The organism is Micromonospora sp. CNB394, from assembly GCF_000374985.1.
GTDB classification, from domain to species: Bacteria; Actinomycetota; Actinomycetes; order Mycobacteriales; family Micromonosporaceae; genus Micromonospora; species Micromonospora marina.
In genome coordinates, this window is the sequence record NZ_KB895838.1 from 1 (window position 1) to 13,957 (window position 13,957).

The window sequence follows — 13,957 nt, forward strand, 5'->3', positions numbered from 1 at the left end:
CACCCGTTCGCCGCTCGAGTACCCCGAAGGGCCTTTCCGCTCGACTTGCATGTGTTAAGCACGCCGCCAGCGTTCGTCCTGAGCCAGGATCAAACTCTCCAACAAAAACTTGTCGAACAGCAATCAACCTGACAACAAAAGTGTTGCCAAAGGAATCCCAACCAGCAACCATTCCAAAGAACAGCCACCAGTCCGGGGTATAAAACAATTGGCACTGGCTTTACAAGCACCCTGTTGAGTTCTCAAAGAACAACCACACACCAACCAGAAGAACCGCATCAGCGGAACCCCTGCTTGGGGCAACCTCTCCAACCTACTCGGTCTTGCTTTCGTCGTCAACCTCGTGTCCGAGGTGATCAACTTGGCTCAACCAGGCCCACGCTGACGCTCACCGTTTCCGGTGGTCGTTGCTCTCGTGGGTTCCGGCGGACCGACCGGCGTCGCTTTCGCAACCACCCGCCCGGCTCCCTGCCGACTTCCGAACTCTACCCGGTCGGCTTCGCATTCGCAACTCCGTGTCCCGGAGTGTCGAGCACCGCCCGAATCTCAGTCTGGCTCGGCGTCACCGCCACCAGCCTGGCGCCCGTTCTCGGCCGGTTTGCCCGGCCTCCCGCGTGCAGAGAGAAAGTTACGCGGACCCGCCTCGGAAGGCAAATCAATGATCGTCATTGGACGAGCGGGACCGGGTCGCCCGGAATGCCGGCGTCGAAGACAGCTTTCCGGAGCGGTGCCGTGCCAGAGTGGTCGGCATGGATGATCCGCCCCCGGTCCCGGCCGTCGCCGAGGACGCTCTACTCGGCCTCCTGCTGCCGTTCTGGCAGTTGGTGATCGGGGCCGTCGTGCTCGCCGTACTGCTGCTGTCGGTCCGGCGCCTGGCCCGGCGCGGCCCTTCCCGGATGACCACCGCCCTGCTGATCACGGCGGGAGCGATCGCCGGCATCGCCGCCCTGGGCCTGCTTTTCGGAAGCTGACCGGGTCACAGCCGGCGGTTGGCCAGACTGGGCAGCTCGGTTCGGACCGTCCGCAGCCGCTCCAGGTCGATCTCGGTGACCGTCAGCCCCGGACCGTCGGCGACCTGGCTCAGCACCGTCCCCCACGGGTCGACGACCATGCTTCGCCCGAAGCAGGTGCGGCCCGGGTCGTGGTCACCGGTCTGGCCCGCCGCCGCCACGAAGCACTGGTTCTCGATCGCCCGGGCCCGCAGGAGCACCTCCCAGTGATCCCGCCCGGTGTGCATCATGAACGCCGCCGGCACGACGAGCAGCTCGGCGCCGCCGTCGGTCGCTAGCTGCCGGTACAACTCCGGGAACCGCAGGTCGTAACAGATGGACAGGCCCACCCGGAGGCCCTCCACGTCGACCACCACGGGCTTCTCGCCGGGCGCGACCGTTGCCGACTCCAGGTAGGAGACCCGGCCGGGGATCTCCACGTCGTACAGATGGATCTTCCGGTAGGCGGCGGCGAGCGCGCCCTCGCGGTCGAAGACCAGCGAGGTGTTCCAGGTGTGCGCCGGATCCGGACCCGCCTCGTGGAACGAGCCGGCGATCACCCACATGCCCAGCCGACGGGCGGTCTCCGCGAAGAACCGCCCCACCGTGCCGTCGACCGGCTCGGCCGGCGGCATCCGGTCGGCGTGACCGAGGTAGTCGACGTACTCCGGAAGGAGGGCGAGATCCGCGCCGGCCGCCGCGGCCCTGACCAGCAGGGCCTCGGCGGCGGCGAGGTTCGCCGCCCGGTCGTCGCGGGCGTTGAGCTGGCAGACGGCGACGCGCATGACCCGAGGGTACGGGCGGATGCGGGCGCGCGACAGGGCTCAGGCGCTGGACAGGACGAGCACCGCCGCGGCGAAGCCGAGCCCGCGACCTGCGCCGGCCGGAGTCGCTCGCGGTCGACGGCGAGCGCGAGCAGGACGGTGCTCGCCGGATAGAGCGAGGCGACGGCGGCCAGTGTCCCCGGCCTGCCGCGGCGAGGAAGAGCGCGTTCGCGGCGGAGTCGAGCAGGCCGGCGACCGCGGCCCATCCGAGCACGCGCCGCCCCAGCGGCGTTCGTGCACCGGTACGGCGGGGCGAGCGCGAGGCCGAACGCGATCGAGCTGACGCGTACCGCCAGAATCGGCCAACGGTACGGGTCAGCGCAGCCGACGAGGCGCCGGTGCTGTGGCGCGGCCCGCGCGGCGGCCTGGCGCGTCTGCTCAGTGGACCCCGCGAACCCGACCTGGTCGAACTGTGAGACTGGCGAATGGAACCCGGGGAGGCGTTGGAGCCCTCCGACCACGCCCTCGGCACCCGGGAGATCCTGCACGTGCTCGACGGGGCGGCGACCGTCACCGTGGACGGCGTCGACCACGAGGTACGCGCCGACGAGACGGTCGAGTTCCACGCCGGCCAGGAGCACGGCTACCGCACGGCCGGTGACGGGCCGGTGCGCCTGATGGTGGTGGTGGTCACTCCGTCGGGCGAGTGGGACCGGCGGACCCGGTCACGCGGACCGCGCCCGAGCTGACCCGGGCGCGGTCGCGAACGGCGGTCAGGCCGACTTCTCCTCGCGGTCCCGCCGGCGCCGGCCGGTGAACTCGCGCGGCACGATCGTCGGGTTGACGTTCTCCAGGACGACCTCGCGGGTGATCAGCACCCGGGCGGCGTCCGGGTTGCTCGGCACCTCGTACATCACGGAGAGGAGGACCTCCTCCATGATCGCCCGCAGGCCGCGGGCGCCGGTGCCGCGGAGCATGGCCTGGTCGGCGATGGCCTCCAGCGCGGGCTGCTCGAACTCCAGCTCGACGCCGTCCAGCTCGAACAGGCGCTGGTACTGCCGGACGAGCGCGTTGCGCGGCTCGGTGAGGATTCGCACCAGGGCGGTGCGGTCGAGGCTGCGCACGTTGGTGATCACCGGAAGCCGGCCGATGAACTCGGGGATGAGCCCGAACTTCAACATGTCTTCCGGCATGACCTGGCTGAAGATGTCGTCTGTCGACCGCTCGGACACCGACCGGAGCCGGGCGCCGAAGCCGGTGCCGCCGGAGCCGGTGCGGGCCTCGATGATCTGATCCAGCCCGGCGAACGCGCCACCACAGATGAACAGCACGTTCGTGGTGTCGATCTGGATGAACTCCTGGTGCGGGTGCTTGCGCCCGCCCTGCGGCGGCACGTTCGCCACAGTGCCTTCGAGCATTTTCAGCAGCGCCTGCTGCACGCCCTCGCCGGAGACGTCCCGGGTGATCGACGGGTTCTCCGACTTGCGGGCGATCTTGTCGACCTCGTCGATGTAGATGATGCCCGTCTCGGCGCGCTTGATGTCGTAGTCGGCGGCCTGGATCAGCTTCAGCAGGATGTTCTCGACGTCCTCACCGACATAGCCCGCCTCGGTGAGCGCGGTGGCGTCGGCGATCGCGAACGGCACGTTGAGCATCCGGGCGAGCGTCTGCGCCAGGTGCGTCTTGCCGCAACCGGTCGGACCGAGCAGCAGGATGTTGGACTTGGCCAGCTCCACCCCGTCGGTGCCGGAGCCCGGCGCGCCTGCGGCCTCGGCCTGGATCCGCTTGTAGTGGTTGTAGACCGCGACGGCGAGCGCCTTCTTGGCCTGCTCCTGACCGACGACGTAGTTGTCGAGGAACTGGCAGATCTCCATCGGCTTGGGAAGCTCTTCCCACTTCACCTCGCCGGACTCGGCCAGCTCCTCTTCGATGATCTCGTTGCAGAGATCGATGCACTCGTCGCAGATGTAGACACCAGGGCCCGCGATGAGCTTCTTGACCTGCTTCTGCGACTTGCCGCAGAAGGAGCATTTCAGTAGGTCGCCGCCGTCACCGATCCGTGCCACCTACGTTCTCCCTGCACTCGTCGGCCGGAACGCCGGCCCTGACCTGCGGGCGCCGGAGCGCCCGTCCGTCCTGTCGTCCCACCATGCTGTCGGCTCCACCCGATCCGACCGGCGGAGCGGTACAGACCCGACGTTACCCGGTGGCCGGGTTTTCTCCGACCCCCAAAACCGGTGTGTCAGAGGTCGACCGGGAACGATACCCCGATCGACCTCTGACCACACGTTGCTCAGCCCGCGGCGTGCGACGCCAGCAAACCCTTCTTGCGACTGGTCAGGATCGTGTCGACCAGCCCGTACTCCTTGGACTCCTCGGCCGTCATGATCTTGTCACGGTCGATGTCCTTGCGGACCTGCTCGATCGGCCGGTTGCAGTGCCGGGAGAGCATGTCCTCCAGCTGCGTCCGCATCCGCAGGATCTCCCGCGCCTGGATCTCGATGTCCGAGCCCTGGCCGTAGCCGCCCTCGGTGGCCGGCTGGTGGATGATGATCCGGGAGTTGGGCAGCGCCATCCGCTTACCCGGGGTGCCCGCGGAGAGCAGCACCGCCGCCGCGCTCGCCGCCTGCCCGAGGCAGACGGTCTGGATGTCCGGGCGGACGTACTGCATGGTGTCGTAGATCGCCGTCATGGCGGTGAAGGAGCCACCGGGCGAGTTGATGTACATGATGATGTCACGGTCCGGGTCGGTGCCCTCCAGCGTCAGCAGCTGGGCCATCACGTCGTTGGCCGACGCGTCGTCCACCTGGACGCCGAGGAAGATGATCCGGTCCTCGAAGAGCTTGTTGTACGGGTTGGACTCCTTCATCCCGTACGACGTGCGCTCGACGAACGACGGCAGGACGTAGCGGTTGTGCACGGCCGCGAACTGGGGCGGCAGGCTCAGGTCGGTCATCGTCAGCTCCTCGCTCAGCTCAGGGTCCCGGCGCCATCCGGAACCTGGGCGGCTCCGATGATCACCTTGTCGATGAAGCCGTAGTCCATGGCTTCCTGGGCGGTGAACCAACGGTCGCGGTCCGAGTCGGCCTCGATCTGCTCCTGGCTCTGGCCGGTGTGGAACGCGACCCGCTCCTGGAACATCCGCTTGGTGTAGAGCATCTGCTCGGCCTGGATCGCGATGTCCGACGCGGTGCCGCCGAGACCGCCCGAGGGCTGGTGCATCATGATCCGCGCGTGCGGCAGGGCGTAGCGCTTGCCCTTGGTGCCCGCGCAGAGCAGCAGCTGGCCCATGGAGGCGGCCATGCCCATCGCCACGGTCGACACGTCGTTGTCGATGTACTGCATGGTGTCGTAGATGGCCATGCCGGAGTAGACCGAGCCACCCGGCGAGTTGATCCAGAGGAAGATGTCGCGGTCCGGATCCTCCGCGGCGAGCAGCAGCAGCTGCGCGCAGATGCGGTTGGCCACCTGGTCGTTCACCTCACTGCCCAGGAAGATGATCCGTTCCTTGAGCAACCGGTTGTAGACCGAGTCGTCGAGGTTGCCAATGGAGTCGCCACCGCGGGCCTCGTTCACCCGGAGCGACTTCTTGGGGATGTGCATGTCGGTCATGGCAGCCCTTCGCTCTCCGTACCGTCCTACCCGACACTAACCGCTCAGCCGGGAGGCGCACTCCCGGTCGGGGCACTGTTCGCTCTCAGCGCAGTCACCCGCACGGCGTACCCCGGAAAGGGTTTCGGCCGCCTCCCGGCGCGCAGCGCGGGACGGCGGCCGACACCCCCGACGATCAGTTCTGGTGGTCGTGCTCGGCCTCGTTCTGGGCCCGCAGCGCATCGAGGGAGACCTCGTTGCCCGCCGAGTCCTTGATCTTGATCTTCTCCATCACGGCGGCGAGCGCCTTGCCCCGCCGGACGTCGCCGAAGACGGCCGCGGCGGCGCCGGAGCGGACCAGCTGGTCGTAGTACTGCTGCGGGGCCATGCCGGCGCGCTGCGCCCGGTGCACGATCTCGTGACCGAACTCGTCGTCGGAGACCTGCACGTCCTCGGCGTCGGCCAGGGTGTCCAGCAGGAGCTGGATCTTGACGCCGTCGGTCGCCGCCTCGGTCAGCTCGGCGTCGATCTGCTCCTCGGTCTTCTCCTCCGCCGCGAGGTATTCCTCCAGGGAGGCGCCGATGCGCTCGAGCTGGTCGACCATCGCGGCCTTGCGGCTCTCGACCTCCTCCTTGACGACGCCCTCGGGCGCCGGCACCCCGGCGGCGGCCACCATCTGCTCCAGGGCCTTGTCACGGGCGGCGTAGATCTGCTCGACCTGCTTGCCCCGGGTGACCCGCTCCCGCAGGTCGCCGCGCAGCTCCTCGATGGTGTCGAACTCGCTGGCCATCTGCGCGAAGTCGTCGTTGAGCTCGGGGAGCTCCTTCTCCTTGACCGTGCGAACGGTCACCGCCACGTCGGCGTCACGGCCGGCGTAGTCGCCGCCGACGAGCTGCGTGGTGAAGGTGGTGCTGTCGCCGGCGGCCTGGCCGACCAGCGCCTCGTCCAGACCCGGCAGGAGCTGCTTGCTGCCCACCTCGTGCGAGATGTTGCTCGCCGAACCACCCGGGACCTCCTCGCCGTCGACCGTGGCGTTCAGGTCGATCTGCACGAAGTCGCCCTCCTGAGCGGCCCGCTCGACGGTCTTCAGCGTCGCGAACCGCTCCCGCAGGCTGTTGATCTGCTCGTCGATCTCGCTGTCGGCGACCTCGATCTCGTCGACGGTCACCTCGATGGTGGCCGGGTCCGGCAGGGTGATCTCCGGCCGGACGTCCACCTCGGCGGTGAAGTTGAGCGAATCGCCGTCGTTGAACTCCGTGATGTCGACCTCGGGACGGCCGAGCGTCTTCAGGTCGTGCTCCCGGACCGCGGCGAGGATGTTCTGCGGGATGGCCTCCTGGATCGCCTCGTTGAGGACGGTCCCCCGGCCCACCCGCTGGTCGATCACCGCGCTGGGAACCTTGCCCCGGCGGAAGCCGGGAACCTGGACCTGCTGGCCGATCTCCCGGTACGCCTTCTTGAGGCTCGGCTCGAGCTCGACGAACGGCACCTCGATGGCGAGCCGCACGCGCGTCGGGCTCAGAGTCTCGACGGTGCTCTTCACAGGCGTACTCCTTGACGGATCTGAATGTTGAGTCTGGGGCGTGATTGCGCGCATCGAGTGTAGGCGAGCCGGCCGACGGCATCGGCATGGCCCGGGTACCGCACGGAAAAACCGGCGGTTCCCGGGACGATCCGGTCGCGAACGACAGTCGGGGTGGCGGGATTTGAACCCACGGCCCCTCGCTCCCAAAGCGAGTGCGCTACCAAGCTGCGCCACACCCCGGTGGCGACGAAGAGTGTATGCCGTCCGGCCCCCCGCGCGGGTGACCGGGGCGCGGTGTGGCGGCCCGAGGGCCGCCCGCCCTCGGGTGGGGACCGGACAGCGCGCCCGCCGTCGGGTGGGGGCCGGACGCCAGCTCGGGGAATGTGGCTGGGTCCGAGGGCGCGGGAAGGCGCCACCTCGCCGAAGTGGTGTGGATCTTGCCGGTCAGCGCCGTGCGCGGGTATGCGCTTCGCGACGTCCACCGGGATTCGGTACGCTGTCGGCGCGCCCCGCGGTGGTGGGGTGCGCGCGGGCGTAGCTCAATGGCAGAGCTTCAGTCTTCCAAACTGACGGTGCGGGTTCGATTCCCGTCGCCCGCTCCAACGGCCTCCGGCCCAGGTCAGAGGCTGCATCCTCCGATCCTCGGCCGGTCGGCCACTCCCCGCTCCGACCTTGCGGGCCATTCGTGGGCCATCAGCTGCTCTGGCCGCCCTTGCGCGGGGTCTGCCGGGCGATCGTGGCGGTCGGCCGTTCAGGGGAACGGGGCGCTGCTCAGGTAGGTCACCATTCCGACCAGAGCCAGCACGTCCATCGCCAAGAGGACGAGGTGCGCATACCGGTACCGGCGCACCATCGAGCCGACCATGGGCGTCGCCGGCGTGTACTCCAAGAGTGTCGCGATCCTTCTCAAGCGCGCGACCCGGGACCACCGGTTGGGAGGGCCCGCGCCAGGGGTCAGTGCGGCAATCGGGACAGGCGAGTGTCCGGAAACCTGCAGCTCGATGCTGAACCCGTCGATCCGGACGCCGTCGACCAGTGACCGTGGAACGTCGTATCTGACGAGCGGGTTACCCACGACCACATGCGTGCGGTTCACCGCCACGAAGGCAGCCGGCCCCGCGAGATATATGAGCAGCACAGGCGTGCCGATCAGCGGAAGAACCAGCATCGCTGTCCGCACGCCACCCTCCCACAGCCCCCAGATGCCGGCCGGCACGAGCATGGTGATCGCTGACAGTGCGATGGGGTCCATCCGCCGGATCACGGGCTCAGCTCCTCACCAGGCCCCGAGTCGGCGTTCATTGATCAGCCGGCATTACCGGTCGCGACCGCCTCGGTGCGGGCACCGCCGGGTCCCGCCGCCTCGCGAACACGATCACGCCGATCAGAAGGAGCACGAGCCACAAGGGCACCAGCACGGGGACGAACCCGCGCCAGACGGGCCACACCGGCTCGGCGAGCCGGTGCACGGCCAGGTCCGTCCAGGTGACGACGGCAGGCGGGAACAGACCGACGGTCACCAGCGTGCCGACCACCAGCGGTACGGGCCGACGACTCCGCACCACCACCCAGAACAGCGCCGCACCGGCGGCAGCGGCGAGCAGGGTGCCGGTGATCGTGGCGGCGCGGAACCCGCCGGGTGCGGACTGCGTGATGCTCAGCCTCGACGCGTACCTCGTATGGGTGAGCGTGACCGTCAAGCCGTCCCGCTCGGCCCGCCAGCCGTCGCACGCGGTGCCCGGCACCGGACGCAGTTCCCGCCATCCACGCGTCTCGGCGGCACGCCGCACCTGTTCCGACAGCGTGCAGTCGGGGCCGTCGCCGTACTGGAACTCGACCCGGCTGCCGCCGACGTCGTCGGGAGCCAGGAAGACGCCGTACCGGTAGCCTCGCTCGGTCATCGAGCCGATCGGTTCCACACCGGAGAGCAGCTCCCCGGCCGCGCTCCGCGCTGCCTCGGGGCTCAGCGGTACGGCACCCCGGCCGCCGTACCAGGAGCCGACGGCCAAACCGGCCGTGCCGAACAGCAGCGCGCCGAGCAGCGCCATCGCCACGTGCCCCAGCCGACGCCCCATCGGGCCACCCCCTGTCGCCGTGCGGCACAGCGTAGGCGTCGCACGCCGACCGCGGTGCCCCGCGTGACGACGGTGCCGGCACCCCCGGTGCGTAGGCAGGCGATCTCCGCGTTCAGGCAGAGAAGCGGGCTTCGCCCGTTCGCTTGTCCACCGCGATCGGAGAGTTGCCGGCCATCGCCTCACGCCAGTCGCCGGCTTCGACGTACGCCTTTCCGTCGTAGGGGAACACGTACCTGTCGTCGGCTTCCTCCACGTCACCGTCCACGACGACGACCGGGAAGCTGAAATGGCCCCTGACCTCGGCGTCCAGGAACCCTTCGGCGATCTGCCGGGCGGATTCGAGTGGGATCACGGTCCTACCACCACCAGATCTCGGTCAGGCCGGTCGCCCTGCAGCACCGGTGGCCACCACACGGCCATGTCGAGACGCAGGGCGACGGCGTTCAGCAGCCAGCCGCCCGCCCACCCCACGAGCAGGCCCAGGCTCAGCCACAGCCGGAAGAAGGCCAAGCTCAGGGACGCCACCAGAATCGTGAGCCCGAGAGCGGCGTGGGCGAGCACGAACGTGCGTACCGCCTCGAAGTTGACGGCGAACCTGCCCCCTGCCTCCAGATCCACGTCGCTGTAGCCGCCCATCCGCCAGATGACGAAGGGCACGGCGGCGGCCACCAGCACGTGATTGAGCCGGGCCGTACCGACGCCGACGGGCATCAGACCCTCGATCGGGTGCTTCGCCGCGGAACCTCCACCGATGCCTCTGACACGATCATCTCCACCCGTGCTCGCCCCGCGGCCGCACCAGGGGCCGGGCAGTGAGTGCCGGCATCCGGCGGAACGCTGTCAACCGGTCGGTGCCGATGGCCTGGTAGTGGTCCTCGATCGGCCGGCGTGCCTCGTCGAACAGCGCCGGCCCGTCGTACCGGACCGGGGGCGGTGCCGCAGTGGCGGGCTCGACCTGTTCGAACTTCTCGGTGGACAGCGCGTACACGACCCGGCCGGCGTCCGCCCTGAAGTGCGGTTCAGGTCAAGCGGCGGCGGATCCGCGCCATGTCCTCCTCGGGGAGCGCGTCGGCCACCAGCAGCCGGGGCAGCAGGTCCGTCTCCAGTGTCGTGGCCCGGAACACCAGCGCCACCGTGACGTCGTGGTCGGGCCGGTGCACGACCTCGACCGGGTCTCCGGCGCCGACGCCGCCCGGCGTGATCACCCGCAGGTACGCCCCGGGGCGTACCGCCTCGGTGAACCGCTTGATCCAGCCCTGTTCGCCCAGCCACCCCTGGAACGTGCCGCAGGGGATACGGGGGCAGGAGACCTCCAGCACCAGGTCCGGCCCGATCCGCCACCGCTCGCCGATCAGCGCGCCGTTGACGTCCAGCCCGGTGGTGGTCAGGTTCTCCCCGAAGCTGCCGTCGGCGAGCGGGCGGCCCAGTTCGGCCTCCCAGTGGTCCAGGTCCTCCCGCGGGTACGCGTAGACCGCCTGGTCGGTGCCGCCGTGGTGGGCCACGTCGTAGACCCGGTCACCGGTGAGCCCGACCGCGCCGGTGCCCTTGGGACCGGGCGCGGTGACGGCGACCCGGCCCTCCACGGGCCGCTTGTCGATGCCGGTGGCGCCGATCCCCTTCCACGGGTTCGGCTGCGGTCGGCCCACGTTGACGGAGATCACCCTCATGCCGGCGACGGTATGCGGCGCAGGGCTGTCCCGGCCAGTCCATTCCCCGGGCCGGGTGGGCGGCGCGGCGGCGCGGGCTGCGTACGATGCGGGCCGGACATCCTCGTCGGATGGTGGAGGTAGCCGCGGATGGCAGGCCAGCGGGACGGTTTCGCCCTCGGCGTGGACCTCGGCACCTCGAACACGGTGGCGGTGCTGCGGTGGCCGGACGGGCGGACCAGGCCGGTGCTCGTCGACGGCCACCCGATCATGCCGTCCGGCGTGTACGCCGACGCGGACGGTCACCTGCACGTCGGGCGGGACGCGCACCGGCTGGCCCAGGCCGACCCGGCCGGCTTCGAGCCGAACCCGAAGCGCCGGGTCGACGAGGAGACCGTGGAGCTGGGCGGGCGGGCGTACCGGCCGGCGGAGCTGCTGGCCGCGACGCTGCGCGCGGTCGCGGACGCGGCGGTGGCGGCGGTCGGGATGCTGCCCCCGGCGGTGGTCACCCACCCGGCGGCCTGGACGCCGGCCCGGCGTCAGGTGCTGCACGACGCGCTGGAACTCGCCGGCTGGCCGGCGGCGGCCGAGCACACGCTGGCCGGGCCGATCGCGCCGGGCACCCGCCTGCTGCGTGAGCCGGTGGCCGCGGCCCGCTACTTCACGCAGGTGCTGCGCCGGCCGGTGCCGGTGGGCGGTTCGGTGGCGGTGTTCGACTTCGGCGGCGGCACGCTCGACGTGGCGGTGCTGCGCAACGAGGGCGCCGACCCGTGGGGCGACTCCGGTTTCCAGCTGGTCGCCACCGGCGGGATCCCCGACCTCGGCGGTCTCGACCTGGACGCGGCCCTGCTCGGGCGGCTCGGCGAGCTGGTCGGCCCGGCCCACCCGCGCGAGTGGGGCCGGCTGACCGACCCGGCGACCACCGCCCAGCGGCGGGACCGCCAGCAGCTGTGGGACAACGTGCGCGGTGCCAAGGAGATGCTGTCCCGGGCCATGGTGGCGCCGGTCGCCGTGCCGGGGGTGGAGGCGGCGGTGCCGCTGTCCCGGGAGGACTTCGAACGCCTCGCCGCGCCGCTGCTGGCCCGGGCCGTCACGGAGACCCGGGAGGTGACGACCGCCGCCGGGCTGCGCCCCGAGCAGCTGTCCGGCCTGTTCCTGGTCGGCGGGTCGACCCGGGTCCCGCTGGTGGCCCGGCTGCTGCACGCCGAGTTGGGCATCGCGCCGACGGTGCTGGAACAGCCGGAGATGCCGGTGGCCGAGGGCGCGCTCACCGACCTGCCGCTGCCCCGGCACCCCGGCCGTCCCGCCGTGCCGGCCCAGCCGGCACCGCCCGCGCCCACCCGGCCCGACCCGGCCGGACCCGCGCCCACCCGGCAGGCGACCTCGCCCGCACCGGCCGCGGGCGAGGCGGACACCGGCGCGGCCACTGTCGCCGCCGGTGCGACGCGGACGAATCCGACCGCGCCGCTCGGCGGAGCGGACGCGGCGTCCGCCGGACCGCGCGGCACGCTGGTCGCCGGCGGCCCCGTCCCGCAAACGTCCCCCACGAGGTACGACGGCGGGCCGCTCGCCGGTGGTCAGGTCCCGCGCCCGACGTACGACCCGGGCGGCCCCGCTTTCGTACCGCCGGGGGCAGCGCCCGCCGCGCACCACGCCGGCGTACCCGGGATGCCGCCGTCCCCGCCCGGCGGAGGATGGCCGCCTGCGCAGCCCGGTCCCGGCGTACCCGGGGCGCCCTTCTCCCCCGCGCCGAACGGTGTCCGGCCCGGCGGCGGCCGGCCCCGGCGCGGCCGGTGGATGGCGCTCGGCACGGGTCTCGTGGTCGTCGCCGTGTCGGCGGCAGTGCTGCTCTGGGTGTTCCGGGACCGGCACCCGGCGCTCGACTTCCGCACCGCCGAGCTGGTGAAGACGGTGGCCGCCGGTGACACGCGGCCGGACCAGATGTTCACCGCGACGCTCGGGGACCGCGCCTACCTGGCCCGTCCACTGCCCGACGACCACCTCCAGGTGACAGCCGTGGAGGCGGCGACCGGCAGGACGGTCTGGGAGAAGCGGACCGACGCGACAGCGCAGCGGTGGGCGGGGATCCGGGCGCTGCCCGACGGGTTGCTCGTCCTCTCCGACGCCACCGGCAGTGACACCCCCCGCGTGCTCGCGGTGCTCGACGGCGATTCCGGCGACCAGCGCTGGCGGACCGACGTCGGCCGCGACGACACCCTCCACCTCGGGCCGGACACGGTGGTCCGCCTGGACCGCACCGGCGAACGCCTGGTCGGGCTGCGGCTGGACGACGGGCGGCAGCGGTGGGAGCGGCCCAACCCGCGCACCGAGTACGGCGACGCGCGCACGAAGGTGGTGGCGGTCGGCACCGGCGCGGCTCTGGACGGGCCCGCCGACGTCGAGGGCTCGCCGCTCGCCGCGTGGGCCGGGCAGGCGGACCGGCTCGTGCAGGTCGGCGCGGACCGGTCGGTCCGGGTCCTGGACATGCGCAGCGGGAAGATCCTCAAGGAGCGGGGCAACGTGGCCGGCCTCGACGATCCGATGGCCGCCCGCGACGACCGGCTGTACGTGGCGGAGAACGACAGGGGGCTGCGGCTGCTCTCCTACGACCTGGGTGGTCTCGGCACACCGAGCGTGTTGTACGAGGCGCCGGAGCAGGGCGGCCGGGTGAAGGATCTCGTCACCTGCGGGGAGCGCCGGGTGTGCCTGCTGGAGACGCCCGGCAGCGGCGCCGACGACACCCGGGTGGTGGCGGCGACCGAAGGTGCGGGCACCCGGCAGTGGCCGGCGCCGCGCGCCGAGACGCTGGTGCCGGTCGGTGAGCACGTGCTGGCCGGGCGGGACTCGCCGGACGCGGTGACGCTGTTCGCGCCGGACGGCACGGCGGTGCTGCGCGACCGGGACGGGACGGCGGTCCGGCTGGACGCCGGCAACGTGCTGCTCTTCTCCGAGGCGCCGAGCGCGTACGAGGACGACCGCGTCCTCGCCGGGACGGCCGTGGACGGCAAGCCGGTCGAGATGGGGCAGCTCAAGCAGATCCGCAGCGAGTCCTGCTCGTGGAACACCGAGATGCTGGTGTGCGGCGCGGAGAAGGAGTTCCGGTTGTACCGGTTCGCCGGCTGACCGGAACTGAGCTTGGCAGCGATCGATGCCCCGGCTGATGCGAACGGCAGAGAGATCGACGTTCGCCAGGAGGCCCCGTGTTCGTCCGACGACGGTGGACCGCACCCGCCACCACCAGCATCCTGATCGCCGCGGCACCGGCCCATCCCGGGCCGGACGCCGCCGCAGGGGAAGGCGTACCTGGCGGGCGGTCCCCGCGACGGCAGCAGCCAGGACGCGGACGGCAGGGCCCTGGTGGAGATCG

At 71.2% G+C, this 13,957-nt stretch carries 14 protein-coding genes, 2 tRNA genes and 1 rRNA gene; 4 read left to right on the top strand and 13 right to left on the bottom strand.

Going from position 1 to position 13,957, the window contains the following annotated elements:
• Window positions 1-105, bottom strand: a 16S ribosomal RNA gene (locus C569_RS0116505); the annotation flags it as partial.
• A gap of 644 nt (window positions 106-749) precedes the next feature.
• Between C569_RS0116505 and C569_RS0116510 the strand changes: the two genes are divergently transcribed.
• A complete protein-coding gene (locus C569_RS0116510) occupies window positions 750-971 on the top strand; it encodes a hypothetical protein (RefSeq protein WP_026268240.1) in 222 nt (73 codons plus the stop codon).
• Between the two features lie 5 nt (window positions 972-976).
• Here the strand turns inward: C569_RS0116510 and C569_RS0116515 are convergent, their stop codons facing one another.
• Entirely contained in the window at window positions 977-1,774 is a 798-nt protein-coding gene (locus C569_RS0116515) for a carbon-nitrogen hydrolase family protein (protein ID WP_018786883.1), read from the bottom strand.
• Between the two features lie 464 nt (window positions 1,775-2,238).
• Between C569_RS0116515 and C569_RS30440 the strand changes: the two genes are divergently transcribed.
• Window positions 2,239-2,502 (top strand): cupin domain-containing protein, encoded by a 264-nt coding sequence (locus tag C569_RS30440; RefSeq protein ID WP_018786884.1) that lies wholly within the window; start codon window positions 2,239-2,241, stop codon window positions 2,500-2,502.
• Between the two features lie 24 nt (window positions 2,503-2,526).
• Here the strand turns inward: C569_RS30440 and clpX are convergent, their stop codons facing one another.
• The 5 genes from clpX to C569_RS0116545 all read right to left on the bottom strand — a co-directional run bounded on the left by clpX (window position 2,527) and on the right by C569_RS0116545 (window position 7,109).
• Complete coding sequence (gene clpX / locus C569_RS0116525) at window positions 2,527-3,819, bottom strand: ATP-dependent Clp protease ATP-binding subunit ClpX (RefSeq protein WP_018786885.1); 1,293 nt, start codon at window positions 3,817-3,819, stop codon at window positions 2,527-2,529.
• A gap of 227 nt (window positions 3,820-4,046) precedes the next feature.
• A complete protein-coding gene (locus C569_RS0116530) occupies window positions 4,047-4,709 on the bottom strand; it encodes an ATP-dependent Clp protease proteolytic subunit (protein ID WP_013288034.1) in 663 nt (220 codons plus the stop codon).
• 14 nt (window positions 4,710-4,723) lie between these two features.
• A complete protein-coding gene (locus C569_RS0116535) occupies window positions 4,724-5,365 on the bottom strand; it encodes an ATP-dependent Clp protease proteolytic subunit (RefSeq protein WP_018786886.1) in 642 nt (213 codons plus the stop codon).
• 175 nt (window positions 5,366-5,540) lie between these two features.
• A complete protein-coding gene (gene tig / locus C569_RS0116540; protein WP_018786887.1) occupies window positions 5,541-6,887 on the bottom strand; it encodes a trigger factor in 1,347 nt (448 codons plus the stop codon).
• 148 nt (window positions 6,888-7,035) lie between these two features.
• Window positions 7,036-7,109, bottom strand: a tRNA-Pro gene (locus C569_RS0116545).
• A 288-nt stretch (window positions 7,110-7,397) separates the two neighbouring features.
• Between C569_RS0116545 and C569_RS0116550 the strand changes: the two genes are divergently transcribed.
• A tRNA-Gly gene (locus C569_RS0116550) sits at window positions 7,398-7,471 on the top strand.
• Between the two features lie 149 nt (window positions 7,472-7,620).
• On the opposite strand, the gene C569_RS0116555 is transcribed toward C569_RS0116550, so the two are convergent.
• From C569_RS0116555 to C569_RS0116580, 6 genes are all read right to left on the bottom strand, one after another.
• Window positions 7,621-8,133, bottom strand: a complete 513-nt coding sequence (locus tag C569_RS0116555) for a hypothetical protein (RefSeq protein ID WP_018786888.1) — start codon at window positions 8,131-8,133, stop codon at window positions 7,621-7,623.
• A 34-nt stretch (window positions 8,134-8,167) separates the two neighbouring features.
• Window positions 8,168-8,944: a hypothetical protein gene (locus tag C569_RS0116560; protein WP_155945558.1), complete on the bottom strand. Its 777-nt coding sequence runs from the start codon at window positions 8,942-8,944 to the stop codon at window positions 8,168-8,170.
• A 112-nt stretch (window positions 8,945-9,056) separates the two neighbouring features.
• Window positions 9,057-9,296, bottom strand: a complete 240-nt coding sequence (locus C569_RS30445; RefSeq protein ID WP_018786890.1) for a YrhB domain-containing protein — start codon at window positions 9,294-9,296, stop codon at window positions 9,057-9,059.
• A complete protein-coding gene (locus C569_RS0116570; protein WP_018786891.1) occupies window positions 9,293-9,655 on the bottom strand; it encodes a hypothetical protein in 363 nt (120 codons plus the stop codon). Before C569_RS0116570 ends, C569_RS30445 begins: the two co-directional genes overlap by 4 nt.
• 55 nt (window positions 9,656-9,710) lie before the next feature.
• Window positions 9,711-9,932 (bottom strand): hypothetical protein, encoded by a 222-nt coding sequence (locus tag C569_RS34340; protein WP_018786892.1) that lies wholly within the window; start codon window positions 9,930-9,932, stop codon window positions 9,711-9,713.
• 31 nt (window positions 9,933-9,963) lie between these two features.
• Window positions 9,964-10,611, bottom strand: a complete 648-nt coding sequence (locus C569_RS0116580; protein ID WP_026268241.1) for an MOSC domain-containing protein — start codon at window positions 10,609-10,611, stop codon at window positions 9,964-9,966.
• Window positions 10,612-10,740: 129 nt separating this feature from the next.
• Here C569_RS0116580 and C569_RS0116585 point away from each other — a divergent pair, with 129 nt between their 5' ends.
• Window positions 10,741-13,713, top strand: coding sequence for an Hsp70 family protein (locus C569_RS0116585; RefSeq protein ID WP_018786894.1), 2,973 nt, complete (start codon window positions 10,741-10,743; stop codon window positions 13,711-13,713).
• The last annotated feature ends 244 nt before the right edge of the window (window positions 13,714-13,957 follow it).

What these genes read in the sequence shown, in the direction of transcription:
- C569_RS0116560 (WP_155945558.1), bottom strand. Translation starts at nt 8,944, where the DNA reads ATGGGGCGTCGGCTGGGGCACGTGGCGATGGCGCTGCTCGGCGCGCTG.
- C569_RS0116585 (WP_018786894.1), top strand. Translation starts at nt 10,741, where the DNA reads ATGGCAGGCCAGCGGGACGGTTTCGCCCTCGGCGTGGACCTCGGCACC.
- C569_RS0116570 (WP_018786891.1), bottom strand. Translation starts at nt 9,655, where the DNA reads ATGCCCGTCGGCGTCGGTACGGCCCGGCTCAATCACGTGCTGGTGGCC.
- C569_RS0116530 (WP_013288034.1), bottom strand. Translation starts at nt 4,709, where the DNA reads ATGACCGACCTGAGCCTGCCGCCCCAGTTCGCGGCCGTGCACAACCGC.
- C569_RS0116535 (WP_018786886.1), bottom strand. Translation starts at nt 5,365, where the DNA reads ATGACCGACATGCACATCCCCAAGAAGTCGCTCCGGGTGAACGAGGCC.
- C569_RS0116580 (WP_026268241.1), bottom strand. Translation starts at nt 10,611, where the DNA reads ATGAGGGTGATCTCCGTCAACGTGGGCCGACCGCAGCCGAACCCGTGG.
- C569_RS0116510 (WP_026268240.1), top strand. Translation starts at nt 750, where the DNA reads ATGGATGATCCGCCCCCGGTCCCGGCCGTCGCCGAGGACGCTCTACTC.
- C569_RS30440 (WP_018786884.1), top strand. Translation starts at nt 2,239, where the DNA reads ATGGAACCCGGGGAGGCGTTGGAGCCCTCCGACCACGCCCTCGGCACC.
- C569_RS0116515 (WP_018786883.1), bottom strand. Translation starts at nt 1,774, where the DNA reads ATGCGCGTCGCCGTCTGCCAGCTCAACGCCCGCGACGACCGGGCGGCG.